Origin of the sequence: Pseudoalteromonas sp. Z9A5 (assembly GCF_011378875.1) — a bacterium.
Lineage (GTDB): Bacteria > Pseudomonadota > Gammaproteobacteria > Enterobacterales > Alteromonadaceae > Pseudoalteromonas.
On the sequence record NZ_WTLC01000006.1, the window covers coordinates 70397 to 94717 of the forward strand.

Genomic DNA, 24321 nt, shown 5'->3' on the forward strand with positions numbered 1-24321 from the left:
ATCAATACTTAACGAAAAATAAAGTTTATAACTTTCTTCAATGCTTAATAACAACACACAACTACTTACTATAGGCGAAGTTAAAGCCTTAATGTAAAAATAAATAAAGTGGTTTTGTAAATTGATACTCAGCAGGGAATGTAAGAGCAATTAAATTAAATGCACTTAGTAATGCACAGAAAAATTGCTTGGCTTTAAGTCGGCGCATAATACCACCAGATTTTACATTACCCTACATATTATGTGTATTTATGATTAAAAATGACTCTTTTTAATCATGGAGTTACATTTAAAGTTAATGATTAAGTACCACAAAAAGTGCGGTAATCATTATCACTCAATGGTGCTGTCTGAAATTCAGGTAAATTTTCACTCTCTGAATACGGACTATTTGCTACTTGTATAAAGTTTTGTAGCAACTTACTTGCACCAGTATCATTATACTCCGCTATTATTTTTTCGATCACATGGTTACGAGGAATAACACGTGGATTAGCTGCTCGCATTATTTTATAACTATTATCATTAGTTCTACTTTGCCACTTATTTACCCACAGTGTTAGTGCTTTAGGTATAAGCACCTCACCATTTAACGACTCAGTTAATGCATCGAAAGTATTGGTATAATCGAGCTGATTGTCTTTTAATAGTGTCAATAACTCAGCAATTAACTCGCTATCACTAGCGGTAGTTTCACTTAAACCCAACTTTTGCGCCCACATAGCCGTAAACTCAGTATTAAATTGCTCAGCAAAACTATTAATAAATGGCGTCATTAGCGAAACAGCTTGCTCGTCATCATCACTAATAAGAGGTATTAAACTTTCAGCTAAGCGAGCACAGTTCCAATTTGCCATATTAGGCTGATTACCAAATGCATAACGCCCTTGTTTATCAATAGAGCTAAATACAGTATCAAAGTCAAAGCTGTTCATCATCGCACACGGACCGTAATCAATGGTTTCCCCGCTCACTAGCGTATTATCGGTATTCATTACTCCATGAATAAAACCAACACGCATCCAACTGATAACTAATTTAACTTGGTTTTTAATGACAGCCCCTAAAAATGCTAAATAACGCTGCGATCCTGTATCGGTTATTTCTGGGTAGTGTCGCTCTATAGCTAAATCGGCTAAATTTTTAAGCCCTTCAACATCGCCTTGCGTCGCTAAATATTGAAACGAGCCAACACGAATATGACTGGTTGCTAAACGAGTAACTATTGCGCCTGCTTGTGGTGGATTACGATAAACCGTTTCACCACTACCAACGACCGCTAAGCAACGTGTGGTTTTAATGCCTAGTGCATGCATTGCCTCGCTCATTACGTATTCACGAATAGCAGGACCAAGTGCGCAACGTCCATCTCCCCCTCTTGAGTAAGGAGTAGCACCAGAGCCTTTTAATTGAATATCCCACAACTGGTTTTTATCATCATTAATAGCGCCCAGTAAATGCGCTCGTCCATCACCTAAACGTGGTGAAAAATGCCCAAATTGGTGCCCAGAGTAACCAAGTGCTACTGCAGGAATAGCCTGTTTTTCGTTACCACTAAAAATATTGGCACGTAAGTCGTCAGCAACATTAATATTAAATTGTTTTGCTAAACCATCGTTCCACAGCAATAACTGAGGAGAGGCAACACTTGCAGGAAAATCTTCAATGGCAAAGTTTTCCGTAATGTCTGTGTATCTTGGCACTAATTTCATGATAGTTCCTATTATTGCTGGCTTATACCAACACGGTTATCGCCTACACCATAGGCCACAATTAAGCTTAGTTCTTGCATGCTTAAACCACTTTGCTTTTGCATTTCATTAAAAAAAGCTTGGGCTGCACTCAGTGACTTTTTAGTTTGTAAGCCACCGTCTATAATTTTATGAGCACGTAAGTAATTCTCTACATCGCGTGATAATAAAAAGGTATCTTTACCAAGTGCTCGCAGCGCATAAGGTCCTGTATTTCCGCCTAAACGCGAACCATGCTTTTTTAAATACGCCCATAAACCAATAATATCGTCTGTTGGCCAATTAGCGACAAACTGGCTAAAACTGCCATGCTCTTGTGCTATTTCGTGGATCATGTAAGCATTTTCGGTAATTGTTTTTACTTTTTTGTAGTTACGAACAATACGCTCATCCGTTGCTTTTTGTTCTAGCATATCGGGTGGCATCATTAATAATTTATCAACGCTAAAATCCCAAAAAACCTCTCTAAAGCCCGGCCACTTATTATTAATTACTGACCAATAAAAGCCGCTTTGAAATACTTTTCGAGTAAATTCTTCAAGCCAATCGTCGTCACTTAACGTGCTTAGTTGTTTTTTAGATAGCGGTTTTGCAAGTAATAACTTAAGCATTTTTTCAGAGCCTTTTCGCTCTACCGCTCGCTTATAAATATCGCTAAATTTTTCCATCTGATTAATGCCTTACTTCTACTATGGGGCTAGTGTACGAGAAAAGCACCCAATACGTAACCACCCCTCTTTTCGATGAATTAATCTGTATTTAGTAGCTTGACACCCAGATGGCTAAAATGCTTTAATCGCTGCAATTACCCTATTTAAATTGCACAGGCTTGTAAGTTTTTACTCTACAAACAGGTGCAAAGGGCTAGAAGAGGTGCGTTATTCAGGTAGCGTATGTTAGGAGCGCAAACTCCAGTGAACATACGTGAGGGGAATTAACGCCGAGAAGTAATCACTTTTGCGAGGTGTTTATTTCGGGCGACTAGGTTGAACCCTAGCGACTGTCACCAATAGCTGCTTATAAAAAGCAGCTTATTAGTTTGGTGGAGAGCTTCTGGTCTTAAATATTAAGGCCGTGCGCCCTATTATTTTAAGCCCATTCGCTCTTCGAATTATTAGTTCGAACGACGTTAATGCGGCTCCTTCCATAAAGCTTTTTTAACTCTTCGAATAATACCAATTGCATTAAATTAGTTATCGCTAAAATGATCACGTTTTTAATAAAATTGGTACAAATTATAAGTTCGTGAGAGATGATCAACAACTTCAATTTAAACGACTACTCATTGTGGACCGCGCTCGTTACGCCATTTGATCAACACGGCGATGTTGACTACAACACGTTAACCAAGCTGGTTAGCGATCAAGAAGCGGCACATAACGGTATTTTACTACTTGGCAGTACAGGCGAAGGTTTAGCACTAACGCTAAAAGAGCAACAAGCCATTGTTGAACACGTGTGCCAACTAAAACCAGCGGTACCATTAATGGTTGCTGTTGGCGGTAGTAATCTAAAGCAACAAATTGAGTGGGTTAACTACTGTAATAAACTACCTATTCATAGCTTTTTACTTGGCTCGCCGCTTTATGCAAAACCCGGTGCTATAGGTCAAACCCATTGGTTTGAAAGCCTACTTAATGCAAGCGCTCACCCGTGTATGCTTTATAACGTACCGGGTCGAAGTGCTATTAGCATTCCAACGGCAACAATTCAAAACCTACAAAACAATAAAAATTTATGGGCGTTAAAAGAAGCGAGCGGCAGCATTGCTCAGTTTGAGGCTTATCGACAAGCAGCGCCTAATTTAGCTATTTTTAGTGGCGACGATGCGCTAATGCCATATTTTGCACAAGCAGGTGCAAAAGGTTTAGTGTCAGTAGCTGCAAACGCATGGCCGGTGCAAACGCATGAATTTGTAAAGCGTAGTTTAAGCGGTCAATACCCTAATTTATTTGCTCAGTGGTCAAGCGCTATTAATAGCCTATTTGCTGTCGCAAACCCTATTCCCGTAAAGGTATTAATGCATTTGCAAGGGCGATTAACAAGCCCGCAATTGCGTCCACCTTTAACACACCTTGAGTTAACTCAAACCGATTGCATCACAACTGCAAACAACACCATTTTATCTTGGCATTAAACACAGGTTTTTATAATGAGCTGGTTAGAACTATTAAATAATTTAGAATCGGGCGCAGTACGCGCAGCATCACAAAACGAAAGCGGCCAATGGCAAGCTAACGTAGAAGTAAAACAAGGCATTTTAGAAGCCTTTAAAAATGGCACTAATACTGAGTTTGCAGGTGGCTTTGTTGATAAGCATAACCTAGCTCCGCAAGAATTTAGTACTGAAGATGGCGTACGTATGGTGCCAGGTGGCTCTAGTGTTCGCCGTGGTGCTTATGTTGCTAAAGGCACCATTATTATGCCACCAGCGTATGTAAACATTGGTGCATACATCGACGAAGGCACAATGGTTGATAGCCATGCATTAGTTGGTTCGTGTGCGCAAGTAGGTAAAAACGTACATTTAAGTGCTGCAGTGCAGCTTGGTGGTGTACTTGAGCCAATTGGTGCAAGCCCAGTCGTTGTAGAAGACGATGCTTTTATTGGTGCAGGCTGTATTATTGTTGAAGGCGTAGTCATTAAAAAAGGCGCAGTACTTGCCCCTGGCGTGCGTTTATCAGCGACTATTCCGGTATACGACTGCGTAAACGAGCGCCAACTTGATAAAGGCGAGCCAATCCCTGAGTACGCTATTGTAATACCAGGCTCTCGCCCTGCTTCAAACGAATGGGCGCGCGAGCAAGGCTTAAGTATGTCGTGTGCGTTAATTGTTAAATACCGCGACGAGAAAAGCGATGCATCGTTATTGCTTGAAGAGGTTTTACGATAATGAGTTTTTTGAGCACGCCTATCAAAGCCGCTGTAAATACAATTACACAACAACTTGATACACCTTTTTTTGTTTACGACTTAGATAAACTAAACACGCATCTTGCGCGTTTAGTTGCGCAAACCGACGTAAAACTATGGTACGCCGTTAAAGCAAATCCATTGTCTAAAATTATTCAAAGCTTAGACAACGCTGGTTTTAATTTTGACGTAGCAAGTAAAGGTGAGCTTGAGCAAGTACTAGCACAAGGTATTAGCTCACAGCGCGTGCTCAACACAGGGCCTGCAAAAAGCCCTAAACAAATTAAACACTTTATTGAGCGCGGCGTGCGTATATTCGTAGCCGAAAGCCTCAATCAAGTACATTGGTTAAACCAACAAGCACAATTACAAAATACGCAGTTACAAGTATTACTGCGAGTGCAATTACGCTGGCCTGAAGGTGAAAAAAACCCACTGGGCGGCGACAGCCTCACACCATTTGGTTTGGGTTGTGATGAGTGGCAAGCGCTCAATGTAACCGACTACCCTGCACTTAAGTTTGACGGCTTACATATTTTTCAGTGGGGCAACATGCTTAGCACGCAAAAGCTAAGCGAATTGTGGTCACAAATGATTGCACCACTTAGCCAACTTGCCGGCGATTTAAATATCAGCCTTAAAATTCTCGATTTAGGTGGTGGTTTAGGTATTCCCTACACACAAAGCGAAACAACACTTGATTGGGATGACTTAATAGCTGCGCTCGCTAAAATTAAAAATGATGCGGGTGTAGATGAGTTATGGATGGAACTTGGTCGTTATGCCGTGGGCGAATGTGGTCATTACGCAAACCCAGTAATAGAGCGCAAACAAAACTATAATCAACAGCAAGTAATTTTAAGCGGCGGTATAAATCACTTATTACGCCCTGCTGTTACCAGCCAAGACTTTCCAGCTGCGTTACTGCGTGAATCCAGTGCAAAAACTCAAGCGGTCACTTTATACGGCCCGCTTTGTACAGCGCTTGATTGCTTAGGTGAACATAACCTACCAAGCGATTTAAATGAGCACGACTGGCTAGTGTTTAGCCAATGCGGTGCTTACGGCTTTACCGAAAGTATGCCGTATTTTTTATGCCATGAGCTAGCCGCCGAGTACACATTACAAAACGGTAAACTTACCTGCGTTCGCCAAGCCGAAAATGCCAGCCACTACTTAAGGTAATAAGCATGAGTAATACAACACACATCAGCCAAGAGAACATTGTAGTAGGGGAAGTTGCAAACGGCTTACCGCTTACAATTCCGGTCTATCGTTTAAAAGGTGATGGCACAGGACCTAGTGTTTATGTTCAGGCCAATATGCATGGCGCTGAAGTGCAAGGTAACGCGGTTATTTTTCAGCTACTTGAGCAGCTAAAAAACTTAAACCTTAATGGCGATATTACATTAGTACCTTATGCTAACCCAATTGGTTGTAATCAAAAATCTGGCGAGTTTACCCTTGGCAGGTTCGATCCGATTACGGGTACTAATTGGAATCGCATGTATCACTACAATAAAAATTTAGTGACACAGTTTGCACAAAATCATACTCAGTATGACGACGCTACATTAAAAAGTAACTTCAAACAGGCGCTTATTGACGAAGTAGACAGCAAGCTCAACGGTCCTGCTTATTTACTTAATACGGGTAAACGCATTGCGCTTAACTTACAAAAGCTCGCTCATCAGGCTGATATAGTACTCGATTTACACACAGGTCCTATTTCAAGCAAGCATTTGTACTGCCCAACCTATGCAACCGACAGCGCGCGTTATTTTAATATTGAACATGTATTGCTTATCCCTAGTGATTTTGACGGCGCTATGGACGAAGCTAACTTTTGCCCATGGTGGTATTTAAGTGATGCACTTAGCGAGCAAGGCCGTGAATTATCAATACCTGTAGAAGCATTTACGGTAGAGCTCGGCAGCCAAGAAAAAATAGATTTAAAAGAAGCACTAAACGATGCTAACAGCATTTTAAGTTACTTAAATCACAAAGGTGTTTTACAAAATGCAACGCACACTCCAGCTGATATAACCCGCTATGCGTGTAATTTAGATGACTGCTTTGCTTATTACGCCCCCATTGGCGGTATGGTTGAATACATAGCACCACTTGGCGGACACATTAAAGCCGGTGAGCCTATTGCTAATATTTTGCGAATGGAACGCTACTTAAGCGAGCAACCACTGCAAACGCTCACCCTAGATTGTGATGCAATAGCTATTCTGCACTTTGCATCTGCAAGTGTTAACCAAGGCACTGAACTTTATAAATTTTTTACTAACGTATTTGAGCTTTAGCTCACCCTTCTCATTGCGTGAGAGTAAATTAACTATGTTGTTAATTTGCATTAGAAAAGCGGCTTAGGCCGCTTTTTTTTTGATCTGTATTTATCTCTAATACGTATAAAATAAAATCTGAGAGCAAATTCAGTAAAAGTTCACCGTTACATATGTAAAAAGGCGTTATAATCAAATTAACGTACTAACCCACCGAACTCACAAAGGAATTACAATGAGCTGGCGCCACTGGATCACTCTTTCTGCTTTAATAAGTACAGCTGCCTTCGCACAAGAAGATGAAGCTCCTACAAATGAGCAAAATAACGATATTGAGCTTGTAAAGCAGTGTATTTTAAATGAAGTAATCGGCGGAGATGGCAAACAAACTCTCGACGATTTACGTGAAAAATGTTCAGCTCTTGAAGAAGACAAACAACTTACCGCGCTTGATAAACGCCAAGCACGTGAGCAAGTGGGTAAAAAAAATAGAAATGTAATTACACCACACAAACGTAACTATATTTTACCTCTTTCGTATGTATCACATCCAAACGATCGTCCTTTCGATGGTTTTGACGAATTAACAGATGATAACGATGGCGAGCCACTCGATAACCTAGAAGCAAAATATCAGCTTTCAATCAAAGTGCCTCTTTATGATAATTTTTCTGATGAAGACCAAGCCATATTTTTTGGTTTTACACTTCAGTCATATTGGCAGCTTTATAACTCAGAAATTTCTTCACCATTTCGTGAAACTAACTATGAGCCAGAAATATTTTGGATAAATTATCTCGACCCAGAAAACGTATTATGGGGCGACGAAATGGCAATTTCATTAGGTATTTCACATCAATCAAATGGTCGCAGCCAGCCAAACTCTCGCTCGTGGAACCGTATTTATGCTGACTTTATTTGGGAAAATGAAGGCTTTGTTTTTAGCTTCAAACCTTGGTATCGCATAGCTGAGGACGAAAAAGAAGATATTTTAGATGCTAAAGGCGACGATAACCCTGATATATATAAATATATGGGTTACTTTGAATTTAGTGGAGCGTATCGCTTTCATGAGCATGAATTTAGCTTTATGACTCGTAATAATTTAAATTCAGATAATCGCGGTGCTATTCAGCTAGATTGGTCATTTCCTTTATGGGGTCGTATGCGCGGTTACGCACAATACTTTAACGGCTATGGCGAAAGCTTAATTGATTACAATGCCGATATACAGCGTATTGGTGTAGGTATATTATTAACCGATCTGCTGTAATACTTCCCTAAGTTTTACGCACAAAAAAGCCAAGCATTGCTTGGCTTTTTTGTTTAGAACAATTAAATAGTTATTTTTTTACTACAAACTGCCCTTCAAATTCAGCAACAATATCATCGCCATCAAAAATAGTGACTGGGACAAGGTAACTAGCCTTTCCGTCTGTTTCTAAATCGCTCAGCTTACCTTTACATGTTTGAATATCAACACACCCTCGTGGGTCTGTAGTAAGGGGTTTTAAATACTTAATGTTAGCGTCGGCTAATACAATATTACCTTCAAGCCCAGCTTCTTTAAGTGCTAAGTACGTAGCGCCCCATCCGGTAAGTGTTGCTAAGCTATAAATAGAACCTGCAAACATCGTGTTATGTAAGTTTAAGTTAGCGTCTAGGTCTGCACTGGTTGTAAATTGCCAATCGGTATAGCTTTCTACCTTAATACCCATTGCGTCACTAATTGGAATAGACTCACGCCACGTATTTTGTAGAACTTGCGTCCAATTGGGGTGACGGAACCAACCTGGCTCACATGGCTTTTGCTTTACCATTTTAAAATGCTGTACATCGCCATACGCTAAATGCGCTTTTTCTTTTAATTCGTAACCGTGGCGTTTATAAAACTCAAGGGCACGTTCGCGAGCAAACAAAACCAGTTCATCAGCACTTTGTGTCCATGCTATTTTTTCAAGCTCATGTAGCAAACGACTACCAATATGCTGATTACGATTACCCTCTGCAACCGCCATGTAACGCACTTGTGCTTGCTCATGATTATTAAAGTGCAAACGTGCTACACCTAGCACTTCGCCTTCTTTATTTTTTATAAAGCGGTGCTCAGAGTCTTGTTCCATATCGTCTTGTTCAGAGCCACGAGGCTCGCCCCAAGGCGCGCGTAAAACTTGCCAGCGCAACTGGTAATAGGCTTGCCAATCTTCGCTACTTTGTGGGGTGCTTACCTGAAACATACATACTCCTGTTGTTATATAAGCCGTAAATAAAAGTCAAAAAAGGCTACGGCTCTATACTAATTTCATTGGTTACTTAGCGCGCTAAAAAATCAATAAAATTAAGTCGGTTGGTATTATTTATAGCAAATACAATACTCCATCTTAAAAAAACTGCAAATACGACTTTGGTGATGGCTATGCAATACGTAAAAAATTAATGACACTGACCATTGCGCTTTAATAAAGCTCGTTTATGCTAAAGAGCATGAACGACTATATCAATTTATCTACAGGTCTAATTAACAGCCACTTTATTGAAAACAGCCACAGCGAAGGGCTGCTACTTTATTGGCATAAATATAATGGCGACTACATTCAAGTGCGCGGGCATGGTAATTTACGATGGCTGTTAATTAACAACACGCTACAATCAGTTATTGATACCACAAACCCGCGCAGTTTACTTTTACCCCATTTACAACACTTAGCTTTGCAGTGGCAAACCTTAACTGCACCAAATAAAGTGCTTGAACTAGGTTTAGGCGGTGGTGCTATTCGTAATTACTTATCTCATAAATACCCGCAAGCAAACATTACATCCGTTGAAAAAAACGCTGATATTATTGATTGCTATACCCAGTTTTTTTCGTCAAATAAAAATGAGCAATTACTTTGCGCCGATGCACAGCAAATTTTAAAAAGTGCGAAAAATATTGATTGGATTATTTTAGATTTGTTTAGCCAAATAGACGCGCCTCGATTTTTATTTGAAGAGGCATTTTATAAAAAAATCTACTCAGCGTTAAATAACAACGGCGTGCTATTTATTAACTTTTTATCGCAGCATGAGTCGCAATTAAAGCAACTTCAGCTGCTATTACTCGATGTATTTGGTTGTAACGTCAGCCCGCAAAAAATTACGGGCTATGTAAATCATATTGTTGTGGTTACTAAAAAAGAGGCTTAAACAGATAAGTTAAACGTAACGGGTCCATCATTACACAAGCTTACTTGCATATCGGCACCAAACTCACCTGTGGCTATTGTAATCCCCAACTCTTTAGCTTGAGCAACAAAGTACTCGTAAAGCTCGTTAGCTTGGCTTGGCGTAGCTGCAGATGAAAAACTAGGGCGCATTCCTTTTTTAGTATCAGCCGCTAAAGTAAATTGCGAAACTACTAACAACTCACCTTTAATATCTTTAAGGCTTAGGTTCATTTTGTCGTTTTCGTCAGTAAAAATACGATAATTACTCACCTTATGTAAAAGCTTATCTGCAGTTTGCTTATCGTCGTGTTTTTCAACGCCTAGCAACAACAATATACCATTGCCAATTTCGCCTACTACTTGGTTATTAATTTCTACTTTGGCATGTTTTACGCGTTGTATTAAACCTTGCATTTAAACTTTGTCCTTTGCTGTTGGCTCATCATCTTCAAGTTCAAGCTCTGGTGTTTCGGGAATATCATTTGGGCTAATGCATGCTGTAAACTCAGCACCAAGCAAAACAACAATCCACGACAAATACACCCACACAAACAAAATAGGAATAGTTGCTACTGCGCCATAAATAACTTCGTACGAAGGAAAGTGGCTAATATAAAGTGCAAACCCTTTTTTAGTTAACTCAAACAAAAGTGCCGCAAATAATGCCCCCGGTACGGCAGCTTTAAACGACACCCTTGTATTAGGCACTAAGGTGTAGAGCATAATAAAACCAATCATTGAAATACCATAAGGTAATAGCTTTAACAAAAACCCACTAAACCCAGGAATGCCCTGATCAGCAAACGATACCAAAGACACAATATAAGAAGTAACACCAATACTAGCACCGAGCAACATAGGTCCTAAGCTCAAAACCATCCAGTAAACAGCAAATGAGATCATCATTGGGCGCTTTTTCTTTATGCGCCAAATTCGATTTAGTGTGGCATCTACATTGCGTATTAACAGCAATGCAATTGCAGCTAAAAAGCCAATACCTACCGCCGTCATTTGGTTAGCGTTACCGGCAAATGAGCTAATGTGCTCTCTAATAACATCGGTAGAGGTGGGCACAAAATTAGTAAACAAAAAGCTCTCAATTTCCATGCGCGTAGATTCAAAGCCCGGAAAAGCCGAAAATATAGCAACACCCACTGCAATAAGCGGCACTAAAGAAAGTAAAGTAACGTAGGCTAAGTAGCCAGCGTTAACCGTTATTTGATCATCTATACAACGGTTAAAGTACTGCATCCACCAGCCAGGCTGTTGACGCATAAAGGACTTAACTTGCTGTTTGTAATGTGAGAGCTTATCATTCATACAATTGACTTGTGCTTATATAGTTTTGATTATAATAACAATCAGCGCCATAATTTACAGCACTAACGCTCGTAAACAGGAATTCAAATGAAAAAACAAACATTACTTAGTGTTTCAATGCTTGTACTAACACTTACTTTATCAGGTTGCCAATCGGCTTATTATTCTGCGATGGAAAAAGTAGGTGTACACAAACGCGATATTCTTATCGACCGCGTAGAAGAAACCAAAGACTCACAACAAGAATCTCAAGAAGAGTTTCAATCAGCGCTTGAGCGTCTAACCACCCTTATCGATTTTAAAGGCGGTGAATTACAAGACGCGTACAACGCATTAAATGACGATTACGAGTCGAGCTTAAAAGCAGCAAACGAAGTGTCGACTAACATCGATAAAGTAGAAGACGTAGCTGAAGCGCTATTTGATGAGTGGAGCGACGAGCTTGAACAATACAAAAGCGCATCGCTTAAACGCGAAAGCAGTAAAAAGCTAGCTAACACACAGCGTCAATTTAGCACTTTATTACGCTCTATGCGCAGCGCAGAAAGCAAAATGGAACCAGTATTAACATCGCTTCATGATAATGTTTTATATTTAAAACATAACTTAAATGCGCAAGCGGTATCAGCTATTAAAGGTGAATTCACTAACCTTAAGCGTGATATTCAAGTATTAATGAACGACATGAATAAATCAATTGCCGATTCAAATAAATTTATTGAGCAAATGAATAGCGCTGGCTAATCATTTTTTACTTTAAAAAGCCTGCTTAGCTGCAGGCTTTTTTATGTTAAAGGCATGCTAAAAGGAATTAACAATGAAAAGCTTTTTAATCGTAACAACGCTTTTATGCTTACTAACTGCCTGCGCCGCACCTAATAATATTAACCGTATTACCAGCCCCGACTCAGTTATAATTATTAACGATAAAAACGGTCGTTATAAAAATTTATACACAGGTGAAAAAACATATCCCACTACCTGTACTGAAAACTGCTACCCAGCCCATCCTGATCTATTATGTAAAACAGGCAGTGAAAACTGCCAGTATCAGGGTAAACAAACTAAGCCCCAGCTTAATACTGGCTATACTGTTCGCTGGCTTGGCCACGCTAGTTTTATAATTAATGCCCCAAATGCTCAAAGTGTGCTGTTTGATCCGGTAAAAAATCAATTTGATTCTCCAGTTGCGCTTGGCTTTAAACTTGGTGGTGGTATTTATCGTAAAGCAGGCGTTTGGCCTAGTGATCAAGAACTCAAAAATATTGATGCGGTAATGTATTCGCATATTCATTACGATCATTTTAATAAAGCCGACATACAAAGTATTGGCAATAAACCTCGCTATTTAACACCACTCGGTATGGCCGACAACTTCCCCACCGGCGGTTTTAATATTACCGAAATGCCATGGTACTCAACAACCAGCATTGACGACTTAGTTATTAATGCCGTGCCAGCTCATCATTTTAGCGCTCGCGTATTAGTGCCCTTTATTTACGAAGATAATAATAAAGACGCATGGAATGGCTGGCTGCTCGAACAAAACGGTAGCACCTTATTTTTTTCAGGCGATACAGGCTACTCAAAACACTTTAAAGATATACAGCAAAAATATGGCGATATTGATGTGTGCTTAATGCCTATTGCATCTTACTACAGTAAAGACAGTGGTAAATTTTATCGCTACGTTCACACCACACCAGAAGACGCGCTAAACGCAGCACAAGAGCTTAACTGCAAAGTAATGATACCGTGGGGGTATGGTAACTCAAGTTGGAAAATGGGCGACCATACTAGCCACTCTGCTTTGCTACGTTTATTACACATGGTTAAAAAAATGGATGCTAAAACACCGCTGTATATTTTAAACGAAGGCGAAAGTATTTCACTGTAACTAATTACTTAGCTGTTTTAGGATAGGTATTACGTCAACACAAGCACACAATAAAATTGAGAAATTAATGAAAAAATTAGCACTCGCCTTTAGCTTTTTATTAAGCGCCCCCGTAATGGCCATTGATGTTGAACACACTGCAACCCCTATTACTATTGATGGCGTATCAGAAAGCGCATGGGATAAAGCTGCTTGGCACAACATGCCTTATTTAATGGATGGCACACTGCCATCAAACGATGCTGACTTTAAAGGGCGTTACCGTTTACTGTGGGATCAAAACTACCTATACCTACAAGCCGATATTGTGGATGACGTTTTAATAGATACACACGCCGATCCAACGTATAAATATTGGGATGACGATGCGCTTGAAGTATTTATTGATAGCGATGCATCGGGCGGTAATCATCAATTTAATCACACCGCTTTGGCGTACCATATTGGCCTTGATAACCAAGCCGCCGATTACGGACCTGATAAAAAAGCCCATTTGTATACCGACCACCTAGTTAGTAACTGGAAGCGCAACACCACCGCGCCCTTTAACATCACCTGGGAAGTAGCGATAAAACTCTACCCTAATGATTATAAAGAAGGTGCTAAAAACACCCCAATTACACTTAGCGAAAAGCAAGTAATAGGTTTTATGCTAGCGTACTGTGATAACGATGGCAGCGACGTGCGCGAGCACTTTATGGGCTCACACGAAGTACAGCCAGTAAACGGCGACAGAAACCGTGGATTTATAGATGCAGATGTATTTGGCAAAATCACCCTACTTCCTAAAAAGTAAGTTACTACCTAACTACCACCAACAAAATAATTAAGTAGGTTGGGTTGAGCGCAGCGAAACCCAACGAAAAAATACCCTACCAACAAACACTGGGGCTTTGCATTATCGGCTGTTTAAGCTGCCCCTCTTTTATTGCTTATCCTTATGCAAAAGATCTTTAAGTAAATTATTCACGAAGAGGTTAAAAGGCACTGTGCTTTTAGAGGAAAATACATTATGGAAATTTCACCACAGAACAGTAGCCATATAATTTTTGGCTAAACCCTGACAGCTAACGACTTATCGTTTCTCATGTTTTTATCCACAAAAAAGCCGCTGTATTTTTCAATACAGCGGCTTTTAAAATCACAATTCTAAATTAATAGATTATGCTTTAGGTCCACGACCTGCACGTTTACGTTCGTTTTCTGTAAGGTAACGCTTACGGATACGAATGTTTAGTGGAGTTACTTCAACTAGCTCGTCATCATCGATGAACTCAAGCGCTTGCTCAAGTGAGTAGTTAAGGTGTGGAGAAAGCGTTTGCGCTTCATCAGTACCAGATGCACGTACGTTAGTTAACTGCTTGCCTTTAAGGGCGTTAACTGTAAGGTCGTTATCACGGTTATGAATACCGATAACCATACCTTCGTATACTTCAACACCGTGACCGATGAATAAACGGCCGCGTTCTTGTAAGTTGAATAATGCGTTAGTAAGTGCTTTACCAGTTGCGTTTGCAATCATTACGCCGTTCTTACGAACACCGATGTCGCCACCTTTGTGAGGACCGTAATGATCGAACGTATGGTACATAAGACCAGAACCCGAAGTAAGCGTCATGAAATCAGTTTGGAAACCAATTAAACCACGGCTAGGGATCATGAAGTCTAAACGCATACGGCCTTTGCCATCTGGAGTCATGTTAGTAAGTTCACCTTTACGTAGACCAACTTGCTCCATAACAGAACCTTGGTGCTCGTCTTGACAGTCAATAGTAACTGTTTCAAACGGTTCTTCTAGAACGCCATCTACAGTACGTAAGATAACTTCTGGACGAGAAACTGAAAGCTCGTAACCTTCACGACGCATGTTCTCGATTAAGATACCTAGGTGTAATTCACCACGACCAGAAACACGGAAGCTATCTGGGCTACCAGTATCTTCAACGCGAAGTGCTACGTTGTGTACTAATTCTTTGTCTAAACGTTCACGGATATTACGTGACGTTACAAACTTACCTTCTTTACCACAGAAAGGTGAGTTATTTACAGAGAATGTCATTGTTACAGTTGGCTCATCAACACTTAGTGGTGGTAATGCTTCAACGTTTCCTGGGAAACAAACTGTATCAGAAATCTTAAGCTCACCAATACCTGTTACAGTTACGATGTTACCAGCGTAAGCTCTTTCAGTTTCGATACGTTCAAGACCTAGGTAGCTTTGTACTGCGCCAATTTTACCATTACGTGTAGTGCCATCAGCACTGATAATAGTAACTTGTTGGTTAGGAGCAACAGAACCACGTTTAATACGACCAATACCAACTACACCAACATAAGAGTTGTAATCTAGTTGAGAAATTTGCATTTGGAAGTCACCTTCAGGATCTGCATCCGGTGGTGATACTTCGTCAACGATCATCTTGAACATAGGTTCCATGTTGTCTGATGGCTCGTCTAAATCTAGTGTTGCCCAGCCGTTGATTGCTGAAGCGTAGATTACTTTAAAATCTAACTGTTCGTCAGTTGCGCCAAGGTTGTCGAATAAATCAAAGATTTGATCCATAACCCAATCAGGACGTGAACCAGGCTTATCAATTTTATTGATAACTACGATTGGCTTTAAGCCTTGCGCGAATGCCTTTTGCGTAACGAAACGCGTTTGTGGCATTGGACCTTCTTGAGCATCAACAAGTAATAATACTGAGTCAGCCATCGAAAGTACGCGTTCAACTTCACCACCGAAATCGGCGTGTCCCGGAGTATCTACGATATTGATATGGTAGTCGTTCCAAGAAATGGCTGTGTTTTTAGCCAAAATGGTAATACCACGTTCTTTCTCAATGTCGTTTGAGTCCATCACGCGCTCTTCGTTACCGCCGCGTGTTTCTAATGTACCTGATTGCTCAAGTAGTTTGTCAACCAGTGTTGTTTTACCGTGGTCAACGTGCGCGATAATCGCTATATTTCTTAACTTTTCGATGCTCATATATTTACTCAGAGAAATTAAATTCTCATTGATCCTGCAAGATCTACGCACTCATCTGCGTTTTCACGAGATGTCCAAGCATAGGATTTAAAAGGGCGCATATTATCCCTCATTAATGACATGGATGAAAGTTTATCCAATACATATTTTAAAACTTTCTCAATACTTTCACTAAGTATCTGTTTTATATATGACATTTAGATGAATTAAATTTTGATTAATTTCAGAAAAACAGCCATTTTTGCCATTTTACAGATATTTTTGGTACTCTTTTACATTTAAGTTATGCTAATTTAGTGTGATTAAATTAGCAACAAATTACACCGTGTAAAACTTGCACCAAAAGGGACTTTTTACGCACCAATAAAGTGCACCAATTTGATCCATTTTGTAGCATCTTAATTTTTTTAATTTATAAACATATAGTTATAAAAATGGCACAAAATCAGCTTGGTAAATGCCAAAGCAATTACGCAGCAATAACAAAACCCAATAGTTGGAGGACACATGTCGCAATCGGTTTTAGATTTTATTAAAGAAAATGACGTTAAGTTCATTGATTTACGCTTTACTGACACTAAGGGTAAAGAACAACATGTATCTATTCCTCATCACCAAGTTGATGAAGACTTTTTCGAAGACGGTAAAATGTTCGATGGCTCTTCAATCGCTGGTTGGAAAGGCATAAACGAATCAGACATGGTATTAATGCCAGTTCCTGAATCAATCAAACTAGACCCTTTCACAGAAGAAACAACTTTAATCGTTCGTTGTGATGTAGTTGAGCCTTCAACTCTTCAAGGTTATGAGCGCGACCCTCGTTCAGTTGCTAAGCGCGCTGAAGAGTACATGAAGTCTACTGGTATTGCAGATACCGTTTTATTTGGTCCTGAGCCAGAGTTTTTTGTATTTGACGATGTTAAATATAAATCAGATATGTCTGGTTCAATGTACAAAATTGATTCTAAGCAAGCAGCTTGGAACTCAGATAAAGAATATGCAGATGGCAATACAGGTCATCGTCCTGGTGTTAAAGGCGGTTACTTCCCAGTTGCTCCTGTTGATGATTTCCAAGATTGGCGTTCAGCTACGTGTCTAGTTCTAGAAGAAATGGGCCAAGTAGTAGAAGCACATCACCACGAAGTAGCTACAGCGGGTCAAAACGAAATCGCTACTCGCTTTAATACAATGGTATTAAAAGCGGATGAAATTCAAGAAATGAAATATGTTATCCACAACATGGCTCACTTATACGGTAAAACAGCAACGTTTATGCCTAAGCCAGTTGTTGGTGATAACGGTTCTGGTATGCATTGTCACCAGTCACTTGCTAAAGACGGTGTAAACCTTTTTGCAGGCGACAAGTACGGCGGTCTTTCTGAAGATGCTCTTTACTACATTGGCGGCATCATCAAGCATGCTAAAGCAATTAACGCTTTTGCAAATGCATCTACTAACTCGTACAAACGTTTAGTACCAGGTTTTGAAGCACCAGTTATGCTTGCATACTCTGCACGTAACCGTTCTGCATCAATCCGTATCCCAGTGGTTCCATCTGAAAAAGGTCGTCGTATTGAAGTACGCTTCCCGGATCCAACTGCTAACCCATACCTTGCTTTCTCAGCAATGCTTATGGCTGGCCTTGATGGTATTAAAAATAAGATCCACCCTGGCGATGCAATGGATAAAGATTTATACGACTTACCAGCTGAAGAAGCAGCAGAAATTCCAACTGTTGCAGCATCACTTGACGAAGCACTATCTGCACTTAGCGCAGACCGTGAATTCTTAACTCAAGGTGGTGTATTCACTGATGATTTAATTGATGCTTACATTGGTCTTAAATCTAAAGAAGTAGAAAAGCTTAACATGACAACTCACCCAGTTGAGTTTGAAATGTACTACAGCTGTTAATTTATTAGCTGTTAAATAATGTGTGTTCTCAAGCCCGCTTTGCGGGCTTTTTTAATGGTAAATTTAATCAATCTCCACTAAAGTTAAGTTATCGTAAAAAATGCAAGGTTGCAGGGTGAATAACAAGATTTTATTACTAATAATTGCTTTAGGATTAAGTAATTATGGTTATGCTGGTGAAACAAAGATTTACGCTTGGAAAGATAAAAATGGCGTACTTGTGTTTTCAGACACACCACATAAAGGCGCGACGGAGGTAAAGCTCACGAGCCAAAATCTTACTATGCCTGCTACTAATACCGATATTTTAAACACAGAAGACCAACCTAAAAATACAGCATTTAATATTACGATTTCGTCACCAGAGCATAATCAAACTATTCGTGAAAATACGGGAACTGTTTATGTTACCAGCCGCATAACACCACGGTACGAAAGTGGATTTACAATACAGCTTTTTATTGATGGTAAAGCAAATGGTCCAGCCGGCGTTGATTCAACATTTGCAATAAGAGATGTAAAGCGCGGTGAACATACGTTACAAGTAAAACTTTTTAATAAAAACAATCAAATTATTGCCGTAAGCCAACCTTGTGTGTTTTTTATGCACAGAAAAGGCTTAACTCTAGGCAGATAAATTACAGCTTGATATTTAGGCGCCGCAGTCCATTTTACTAAAATAACTTGCCTGCAAACATTAGCGCACTAAAATGGTGCAACTATGATTAACAATGAAAATTTTAGCCCTGAGCTACTTGATGCCATTTGGCAAAATCAAACAACAGCAGTCATGCTACTTGATAAAAACTTCACCGTTGTTTATGCCAACACCAGCACTAGTGAGTTACTAGGCCTTGGTACTAAACGCTTGTTAGAGCAACCTTTCGATAGCCTTTTTAACTACCATTCAATTGATTTAAAACGCATTGAGCAGTATTCATTGATAGATGGCGTAGATTGCCAGCAACACAGAGCTGACGTGGTGTTTAGCGACTCTCGCCACGCCAAAGTTGCAGTAAGTTCAAGACGAATAAAGTTTAAAGATACGTTGTATATTTTATTGGAGTGGCGCCAAACCGATGATGAAATAAAGCACGATCAAGCATCAAATCAAATGCACCAATACCAAGCTGCACGCAACTTAATTCGTGGTCTTGCCCATGAAATAAAAAATCCTTTAGGTGGAATTCGCGGAGCGGCGCAGTTATTGCAGTATGAAGTTGATCAACAAGAAAGAGATCAATGTGCCGAGCTCATAATTGAGCAAGCAGACAGATTATGTGAATTAGTTGATAGGCTCCTAGGACCAAACCAACTTCCGCAAAAATCTTATGGCAACATACATCAGACTCTGGAATCAGTTATTAGGTTAAGCACATTAGATAATTGTTCTAATATTTGCTTAGCAAAAGATTACGACCCAAGCATTCCTGATGTGTACATTGACCAAGGTAAAATACAGCAAGTAGTACTAAATATTGTGCGCAATGCTCAGCAGGCGCTTGTAGATGGCGGTGAAATAAAAATAAAAACCCGTATAAACCATCAACATCGTCGCCCAGGAAAAGCGCCTAAAAAAGCCTTGTTGATCCAAATATCTGATAACGGACCAGGCATAGATCATAGCGTACGCGAAACATTGTTTTACCCGATGACCACTAACAAAGAAGGTGGTTCTGGGTTGGGGCTTTCTATAGCGCAAACACTCATTGATCAGCACGATGGCTACATTGAATGTGATAGCTGGCCTGGACATACTGAATTTAATATCTATCTGCCCTTTGCAGATTAATGTTTGGAGTTTGCATGAAAACAGTTTGGCTTGTAGATGATGATGCCTCAATTCGCTTTGTACTTGAAAAGGCACTAACCCGAGCAGGGTTTAACACGGAAAGCTTTGCTAATGCGCAAGATGTATTAAGTGCATTAAAATTTAGCCAACCAGCTGTTTTGGTGTCTGATGTAAAAATGCCAGGTATGGATGGCATGGCTTTACTTGAGCTTATAGCAGAGCAAAATCCTGGGTTACCGGTAATTATAATGACCGCACACTCAGATTTAGACTCAGCCGTTAATGCGTTTCAAAAAGGGGCTTTTGAGTACCTTGCTAAGCCGTTTGATTTAAACGAAGCGGTTGCTCTTGTTGAAAGTGCATTTAGAGCAAACTCCACTAAAAAAACTAAACGCAAACAAGCTCCTCCTAAAAGTGCGCACATAATTGGTGAAGCACCCGCAATGCAAGAAGTGTTCAGAGCGATAGGTAAACTATCGGCTTCTAGCATGAGCGTGCTTATTAATGGCGAATCGGGTACCGGTAAAGAGCTTGTTGCAAGTGCTCTGCATAACCATAGCCCACGTAAAGAAAATCAGTTTATTGCACTTAATATGGCAGCAATTCCTAAAGAACTTGTTGAGTCTGAGCTCTTTGGTCACGAAAAAGGCGCATTTACAGGCGCAGATAGTGTTCGTAAAGGTCGCTTTGAACAAGCCAATGGCGGAACATTATTTTTAGATGAAATTGGTGATATGCCACTCGATGTACAAACTCGCTTACTACGCGTACTTGCCGATGGTGAGTTTTATCGCGTTGGTGGACATCAAAGTATAAAAGTAGATGTCCGTATTATTGCAGCTACACACCAAAATCTTGAAGACTTAGTAAAACAAGGGAAGTTTAGGGATGATTTGTTTCATCGCCTTAACGTAGTGCGTCTTCGTTTGCCAGCTCTTCGTGAACGTACCGAAGATATTGAACGCTTATCACAGCACTTTTTACACAAAAGCGCCAAAGACCTACAAGTAGAAAGCAAAGTACTTAGCCCTAAAGCCACCGAACAATTACGTTTATTTAATTGGCCAGGTAATGTACGCCAGCTTGAAAACACCTGCCGCTGGCTTACTGTAATGGCTCCTGGGGAACTTGTTACCGAACAAGATTTACCGCCAGAGATTCTTGATGCGTCACCAACGCAAGAAGAAGGTGATTGGTTAGATGCATTTCAGCAATGGCTTAATCAGGAACTAAAACAGGGTAAAGAAAATATCTGGCCTGATATTCAAGCACAATTAGAAACACGCTTAATTAAAACAGCATTAGCTAATTGCTCTGGTCACAAACAAGATGCTGCAATAAAAATTGGTTGGGGACGCAACACGTTGACCCGAAAATTAAAAGAGCGCAATATTAGCTGATTAAACGCTTTTAACACATTTGGTTATTGATGAAGCTAATCGAGCATATTCCATTATTTAAACAGATGGAAATTATAAACAGGCTGCACTTTTTTAAAGAATTTACGCTTAACGAGCGCCAAGTATTATTAGAATCGTTCGGTCTGTTGTATTTAGTAAGCCAGCACCAGTTTTTATTTAAGCAATACGATAACGACAAGCGCTTGTACATTGTACTTAGCGGTGCGTTATTAGTATTTAAGCATAACCATTTACTGGAGCTTGGTACTATAGAGCCTGGTGAATTTATAGGTGAAGGCGCCTTTATAAATAATCGAGAGCGCAGTACTAGCGCACGCGCCAAGACCGACACAATAGTACTCGCTATTACCCCTGAAGCCCTCACTCGTTTACCTAATGTGATCCGCGAAAAAATTAAAGACCGAATTATAGAGGGAATGAGTCTGCGTATTGCAAAACTTAGTGAACATATAGAAACTCACGGTTAACTCTATCACTCAGTCCATATAAACAATTTGTAGTGAGCAATTAAGCCAATCTGGTTTGTCTACATGCGCATTATAGGTAAAAGTATCTGACGGTTTTTGACCAAAGGGTGTGCTTATATTAGGTGTGATATGCGTATACGATTGCGACGTATTTTGATAATAAATAACTAAATACTGTTTAAAAAGCTCCCAATTCAAAAACGTTTTTACACCACTTGGTAATGTAAATTGAGCCTTTTTTTCGTTAAATGAAACACGCATATTATTATATTTATCGTTTGAGCAGCCCGTTGTAAGCATAATATTTGGCATGCTCAGAAGAGTGCTTTTAGAAGTCGACCGTAAATAAAAACCTATATTCCCATTAGTGTAATGATGATTATCTGCCGAGCTGTAAACAATGTCAGGTTTAAACCCCATACTCTGCATTATTAGCGTTAACTGTTCTAACTGTCCGTTATCAACGTTTTTATAAGACACAATTAACGTCGCATCTTGGTACGCTTTTGGTATTGCAATGCTTTGGTATTGATAAGGTAAGGTTTGAGCAGCCAGTCTAGTTTCTAGCTGCTGCTTTTGATTTGCACTCAATGCTTGCGTATAAACATACACAGTGGGCTGCTGACACGCACTTAATAAAATGACTAAGCACGCTAAAAGTATATTTTTCATCATCAACCTCGAATAGATTACACTTGTAGTCTATTCGGTTTTCGATAAATAGCAAATCAGTTAATTTGGTTATCTAACCAAGCATCAACACTTTTACGAGTATATAAAACTTCTTTAAATAAACGATGGCGCTCGAATTCAAGTATCGATTTTCTATTGGTAACACCGCTTATTAACCGGCTATGATAATCATTAAATTTTGAAATCACTGAAAAACCACGTTCAGCATCTTCTTTTTGCTCTTTTACCTGAGTACTAAGGTGCGACCTTACATCATCTGCAGTTAACATATCTGAATTATCTAAGCCCATTAGCTCTTTTTTCATTGCTAATCTTACGCCCATTTCCTACTCCACTTAATGAAAACTATTTAATCCGCCAGAGCTTTAGCAATTAGCGAGCCATACGTAAAATTGATTGCAATAAAGCTTAACCTTCAATTGCTTCAGTTTTTTTAAAGACAGATAAAATACATAAAAACTTTCATAACTATTTACGTATTACGTTTAGTTAAAGTTACTTGCTTTGGTGCAAAAGTAGCTGCAAGCCTTTATACTACAGCTTGTGCGTTACCCCACCGAGAGCAAATATGAACGAAGAATATATAGAAATAGAATTAGAAGAAGAGCCAATTGAACTCTGCAAATTACTAAAAGTACTAAACTTAGTTGAAGGTGGCGGCCAAGCTAAAAACCTAATTACTGAAGGCTATGTGGGTGTTAACCATGAAATTTGTACAATAAAGCGGAAAAAATTATACAGTGGCGATGTATTAGAATTTGATGGTGAGTTTTTTCAACTTGCGTTAAATGAAGATGCAGTGCCTGCAGAAAAACCTGCTGTGCAGACTCAAACTGAGGCAAAGCAAGCTGCATCACAACCCGCAAGTCAACCTGCTAAAGCTAAGCGTAAGCGAACTAAAAAACCAAAAGTTGATGATAAAACAGGTCGTCGTCCTATTTCGTTTGGTTAAGTATTTAAAAGTCCTCTTTTTTATATAAAAAGGTCAACTTGTTAAGTTGGCCTTTTTACTCTTTAATAACCCAGTTAATAACAATAAAAACAAGGTTATAAAATGTCTGCCACACCACCTAAAAATTGGTTTAAACCTGCGGTATGGGCTGCGCTAGTATGGAATTTACTTGGCGTTATTGCATTTGCGATACAAATGATGATGACACCAGAATTGATAAGTAAACTACTGCTAGATCAACAAGCTGCATACTCTAACATTCCTATTTTATCTACCATTGCATTTTCTACAGCCGTATTTGGAGGCACTTTAGGTTGTCTTTTGTTACTTGCTAAAAAGTCGTTAGCAATTCCAATTTTTACGTTATCGCTCATCGCTATTTTAATTCAGCAATATTATAATTTTATTGTAATCAATAGTATTGAACTGCTAGGACTGAGCGCTGTATTTATGCCTGTTTTTGTAATTATAATTGCTGTCGCCCTACTCTATTTAAGCATTAAAGCTAAGCAGCAAGGTTGGCTGCTGTAATTTGTGAGGGTCTAAATAACTTTTGCTCCTTTATCCCTCTTTTAAATCCTCTCTTGAAATTAAGTTTTTCGGCATCATCTCTACTATAGTTACTGTATAAAATTCGTTCTATAAACACGGTTTTTTTACACTGGTATGTACTTTGCTACACGAACACTACAGAGGTCACTCTTCAAAATATTTTTAT

The 24321-nt window shown here is 39.5% G+C and carries 24 protein-coding genes and 1 riboswitch; of the genes, 16 read left to right on the top strand and 8 right to left on the bottom strand.

Features of this window, described 5'->3' with window-relative positions; all coding sequences use genetic code 11:
* Nucleotides 1-302 precede the first annotated feature (302 nt).
* Together GQR56_RS05100 and GQR56_RS05105 are read right to left on the bottom strand one after the other, a co-directional pair.
* Complete coding sequence (locus GQR56_RS05100) at nt 303-1712, bottom strand: protein adenylyltransferase SelO family protein (RefSeq protein ID WP_166109372.1); 1410 nt, start codon at nt 1710-1712, stop codon at nt 303-305.
* Between the two features lie 11 nt (nt 1713-1723).
* The gene (locus GQR56_RS05105) at nt 1724-2419 is read right to left on the bottom strand and encodes a DNA-3-methyladenine glycosylase I (protein WP_024600032.1); all 696 of its coding nucleotides are present in this window, start codon (nt 2417-2419) and stop codon (nt 1724-1726) included.
* A gap of 192 nt (nt 2420-2611) precedes the next feature.
* Nucleotides 2612-2812: riboswitch (Lysine riboswitch) on the top strand.
* Nucleotides 2813-3003: 191 nt separating this feature from the next.
* On the opposite strand from GQR56_RS05105, the gene dapA reads away from it, so the two are divergent.
* From dapA to GQR56_RS05130, 5 genes are all read left to right on the top strand, one after another.
* Nucleotides 3004-3888, top strand: a complete 885-nt coding sequence (gene dapA, locus GQR56_RS05110; RefSeq protein WP_166109373.1) for a 4-hydroxy-tetrahydrodipicolinate synthase — start codon at nt 3004-3006, stop codon at nt 3886-3888.
* A gap of 15 nt (nt 3889-3903) precedes the next feature.
* Nucleotides 3904-4644 (top strand): 2,3,4,5-tetrahydropyridine-2,6-dicarboxylate N-succinyltransferase, encoded by a 741-nt coding sequence (locus GQR56_RS05115; protein WP_024610397.1) that lies wholly within the window; start codon nt 3904-3906, stop codon nt 4642-4644.
* On the top strand, nt 4644-5849 hold the full coding sequence (locus GQR56_RS05120) for a PLP-dependent decarboxylase (protein WP_166109374.1): 1206 nt from the start codon (nt 4644-4646) through the stop codon (nt 5847-5849). The genes GQR56_RS05115 and GQR56_RS05120 overlap by 1 nt, the downstream gene beginning before the upstream one ends.
* Nucleotides 5850-5854: 5 nt before the next feature.
* Nucleotides 5855-6976, top strand: a complete 1122-nt coding sequence (locus GQR56_RS05125; protein WP_166109375.1) for a succinylglutamate desuccinylase/aspartoacylase family protein — start codon at nt 5855-5857, stop codon at nt 6974-6976.
* A gap of 214 nt (nt 6977-7190) precedes the next feature.
* Nucleotides 7191-8228 carry a phospholipase A gene (locus GQR56_RS05130; RefSeq protein ID WP_024610394.1) on the top strand — a complete coding sequence of 346 codons (1038 nt, stop codon included), beginning with the start codon at nt 7191-7193 and terminating at the stop codon, nt 8226-8228.
* A 70-nt stretch (nt 8229-8298) separates the two neighbouring features.
* Here the strand turns inward: GQR56_RS05130 and GQR56_RS05135 are convergent, their stop codons facing one another.
* Entirely contained in the window at nt 8299-9192 is an 894-nt protein-coding gene (locus GQR56_RS05135; protein WP_024612578.1) for a bifunctional GNAT family N-acetyltransferase/hotdog fold thioesterase, read from the bottom strand.
* 235 nt (nt 9193-9427) lie between these two features.
* Here GQR56_RS05135 and GQR56_RS05140 point away from each other — a divergent pair, with 235 nt between their 5' ends.
* A complete protein-coding gene (locus GQR56_RS05140) occupies nt 9428-10141 on the top strand; it encodes a methyltransferase (protein ID WP_024612579.1) in 714 nt (237 codons plus the stop codon).
* Here GQR56_RS05140 and dtd read toward each other — a convergent pair.
* Together dtd and GQR56_RS05150 are read right to left on the bottom strand one after the other, a co-directional pair.
* Complete coding sequence (gene dtd, locus GQR56_RS05145; RefSeq protein WP_024612580.1) at nt 10138-10575, bottom strand: D-aminoacyl-tRNA deacylase; 438 nt, start codon at nt 10573-10575, stop codon at nt 10138-10140. The genes GQR56_RS05140 and dtd overlap by 4 nt on opposite strands.
* Nucleotides 10576-11481: a virulence factor BrkB family protein gene (locus tag GQR56_RS05150; RefSeq protein ID WP_024612581.1), complete on the bottom strand. Its 906-nt coding sequence runs from the start codon at nt 11479-11481 to the stop codon at nt 10576-10578.
* An 87-nt stretch (nt 11482-11568) separates the two neighbouring features.
* Here GQR56_RS05150 and GQR56_RS05155 point away from each other — a divergent pair, with 87 nt between their 5' ends.
* The 3 genes from GQR56_RS05155 (at nt 11569) to GQR56_RS05165 (ending at nt 14174) form a co-directional block, all read left to right on the top strand.
* Nucleotides 11569-12225, top strand: coding sequence for a DUF2959 domain-containing protein (locus tag GQR56_RS05155; protein ID WP_024612582.1), 657 nt, complete (start codon nt 11569-11571; stop codon nt 12223-12225).
* Nucleotides 12226-12298: 73 nt separating this feature from the next.
* Nucleotides 12299-13378: an MBL fold metallo-hydrolase gene (locus GQR56_RS05160; RefSeq protein ID WP_166109376.1), complete on the top strand. Its 1080-nt coding sequence runs from the start codon at nt 12299-12301 to the stop codon at nt 13376-13378.
* Nucleotides 13379-13445: 67 nt separating this feature from the next.
* Nucleotides 13446-14174: a CBM9 family sugar-binding protein gene (locus GQR56_RS05165; protein ID WP_024613033.1), complete on the top strand. Its 729-nt coding sequence runs from the start codon at nt 13446-13448 to the stop codon at nt 14172-14174.
* Between the two features lie 366 nt (nt 14175-14540).
* On the opposite strand, the gene typA is transcribed toward GQR56_RS05165, so the two are convergent.
* Nucleotides 14541-16364 carry a translational GTPase TypA gene (gene typA, locus GQR56_RS05170; protein WP_024613031.1) on the bottom strand — a complete coding sequence of 608 codons (1824 nt, stop codon included), beginning with the start codon at nt 16362-16364 and terminating at the stop codon, nt 14541-14543.
* Between the two features lie 507 nt (nt 16365-16871).
* On the opposite strand from typA, the gene glnA reads away from it, so the two are divergent.
* The 5 genes from glnA to GQR56_RS05195 all read left to right on the top strand — a co-directional run bounded on the left by glnA (nt 16872) and on the right by GQR56_RS05195 (nt 21958).
* The gene (gene glnA / locus GQR56_RS05175) at nt 16872-18278 is read left to right on the top strand and encodes a glutamate--ammonia ligase (RefSeq protein WP_024613030.1); all 1407 of its coding nucleotides are present in this window, start codon (nt 16872-16874) and stop codon (nt 18276-18278) included.
* A gap of 115 nt (nt 18279-18393) precedes the next feature.
* On the top strand, nt 18394-18915 hold the full coding sequence (locus GQR56_RS05180) for a DUF4124 domain-containing protein (RefSeq protein ID WP_166109377.1): 522 nt from the start codon (nt 18394-18396) through the stop codon (nt 18913-18915).
* 84 nt (nt 18916-18999) lie between these two features.
* Entirely contained in the window at nt 19000-20070 is a 1071-nt protein-coding gene (gene glnL / locus GQR56_RS05185) for a nitrogen regulation protein NR(II) (RefSeq protein WP_166109378.1), read from the top strand.
* Between the two features lie 14 nt (nt 20071-20084).
* Entirely contained in the window at nt 20085-21470 is a 1386-nt protein-coding gene (gene ntrC / locus GQR56_RS05190) for a nitrogen regulation protein NR(I) (RefSeq protein ID WP_166109379.1), read from the top strand.
* 29 nt (nt 21471-21499) lie between these two features.
* Nucleotides 21500-21958, top strand: coding sequence for a cyclic nucleotide-binding domain-containing protein (locus tag GQR56_RS05195; protein ID WP_166109380.1), 459 nt, complete (start codon nt 21500-21502; stop codon nt 21956-21958).
* Between the two features lie 9 nt (nt 21959-21967).
* On the opposite strand, the gene GQR56_RS05200 is transcribed toward GQR56_RS05195, so the two are convergent.
* On the bottom strand, nt 21968-22630 hold the full coding sequence (locus GQR56_RS05200) for a hypothetical protein (RefSeq protein ID WP_166109381.1): 663 nt from the start codon (nt 22628-22630) through the stop codon (nt 21968-21970).
* Nucleotides 22631-22686: 56 nt separating this feature from the next.
* On the bottom strand, nt 22687-22974 hold the full coding sequence (locus GQR56_RS05205) for a hypothetical protein (protein ID WP_024613024.1): 288 nt from the start codon (nt 22972-22974) through the stop codon (nt 22687-22689).
* Nucleotides 22975-23219: 245 nt separating this feature from the next.
* Here GQR56_RS05205 and GQR56_RS05210 point away from each other — a divergent pair, with 245 nt between their 5' ends.
* Complete coding sequence (locus tag GQR56_RS05210; protein WP_166109382.1) at nt 23220-23603, top strand: RNA-binding S4 domain-containing protein; 384 nt, start codon at nt 23220-23222, stop codon at nt 23601-23603.
* 102 nt (nt 23604-23705) lie between these two features.
* Complete coding sequence (locus tag GQR56_RS05215) at nt 23706-24134, top strand: hypothetical protein (protein WP_166109383.1); 429 nt, start codon at nt 23706-23708, stop codon at nt 24132-24134.
* Nucleotides 24135-24321: the final 187 nt, after the last annotated feature.

What these genes read in the sequence shown, in the direction of transcription:
- GQR56_RS05155 (WP_024612582.1), top strand. Translation starts at nt 11,569, where the DNA reads ATGAAAAAACAAACATTACTTAGTGTTTCAATGCTTGTACTAACACTT.
- dapA (WP_166109373.1), top strand. Translation starts at nt 3,004, where the DNA reads ATGATCAACAACTTCAATTTAAACGACTACTCATTGTGGACCGCGCTC.
- GQR56_RS05130 (WP_024610394.1), top strand. Translation starts at nt 7,191, where the DNA reads ATGAGCTGGCGCCACTGGATCACTCTTTCTGCTTTAATAAGTACAGCT.
- GQR56_RS05115 (WP_024610397.1), top strand. Translation starts at nt 3,904, where the DNA reads ATGAGCTGGTTAGAACTATTAAATAATTTAGAATCGGGCGCAGTACGC.
- GQR56_RS05125 (WP_166109375.1), top strand. Translation starts at nt 5,855, where the DNA reads ATGAGTAATACAACACACATCAGCCAAGAGAACATTGTAGTAGGGGAA.
- GQR56_RS05105 (WP_024600032.1), bottom strand. Translation starts at nt 2,419, where the DNA reads ATGGAAAAATTTAGCGATATTTATAAGCGAGCGGTAGAGCGAAAAGGC.
- GQR56_RS05160 (WP_166109376.1), top strand. Translation starts at nt 12,299, where the DNA reads ATGAAAAGCTTTTTAATCGTAACAACGCTTTTATGCTTACTAACTGCC.
- GQR56_RS05120 (WP_166109374.1), top strand. Translation starts at nt 4,644, where the DNA reads ATGAGTTTTTTGAGCACGCCTATCAAAGCCGCTGTAAATACAATTACA.
- typA (WP_024613031.1), bottom strand. Translation starts at nt 16,364, where the DNA reads ATGAGCATCGAAAAGTTAAGAAATATAGCGATTATCGCGCACGTTGAC.
- GQR56_RS05100 (WP_166109372.1), bottom strand. Translation starts at nt 1,712, where the DNA reads ATGAAATTAGTGCCAAGATACACAGACATTACGGAAAACTTTGCCATT.
- GQR56_RS05215 (WP_166109383.1), top strand. Translation starts at nt 23,706, where the DNA reads ATGTCTGCCACACCACCTAAAAATTGGTTTAAACCTGCGGTATGGGCT.
- GQR56_RS05195 (WP_166109380.1), top strand. Translation starts at nt 21,500, where the DNA reads ATGAAGCTAATCGAGCATATTCCATTATTTAAACAGATGGAAATTATA.
- GQR56_RS05135 (WP_024612578.1), bottom strand. Translation starts at nt 9,192, where the DNA reads ATGTTTCAGGTAAGCACCCCACAAAGTAGCGAAGATTGGCAAGCCTAT.
- dtd (WP_024612580.1), bottom strand. Translation starts at nt 10,575, where the DNA reads ATGCAAGGTTTAATACAACGCGTAAAACATGCCAAAGTAGAAATTAAT.
- GQR56_RS05165 (WP_024613033.1), top strand. Translation starts at nt 13,446, where the DNA reads ATGAAAAAATTAGCACTCGCCTTTAGCTTTTTATTAAGCGCCCCCGTA.
- ntrC (WP_166109379.1), top strand. Translation starts at nt 20,085, where the DNA reads ATGAAAACAGTTTGGCTTGTAGATGATGATGCCTCAATTCGCTTTGTA.
- glnL (WP_166109378.1), top strand. Translation starts at nt 19,000, where the DNA reads ATGATTAACAATGAAAATTTTAGCCCTGAGCTACTTGATGCCATTTGG.
- GQR56_RS05150 (WP_024612581.1), bottom strand. Translation starts at nt 11,481, where the DNA reads ATGAATGATAAGCTCTCACATTACAAACAGCAAGTTAAGTCCTTTATG.
- glnA (WP_024613030.1), top strand. Translation starts at nt 16,872, where the DNA reads ATGTCGCAATCGGTTTTAGATTTTATTAAAGAAAATGACGTTAAGTTC.
- GQR56_RS05140 (WP_024612579.1), top strand. Translation starts at nt 9,428, where the DNA reads ATGCTAAAGAGCATGAACGACTATATCAATTTATCTACAGGTCTAATT.
- GQR56_RS05210 (WP_166109382.1), top strand. Translation starts at nt 23,220, where the DNA reads ATGAACGAAGAATATATAGAAATAGAATTAGAAGAAGAGCCAATTGAA.
- GQR56_RS05200 (WP_166109381.1), bottom strand. Translation starts at nt 22,630, where the DNA reads ATGAAAAATATACTTTTAGCGTGCTTAGTCATTTTATTAAGTGCGTGT.
- GQR56_RS05205 (WP_024613024.1), bottom strand. Translation starts at nt 22,974, where the DNA reads ATGGGCGTAAGATTAGCAATGAAAAAAGAGCTAATGGGCTTAGATAAT.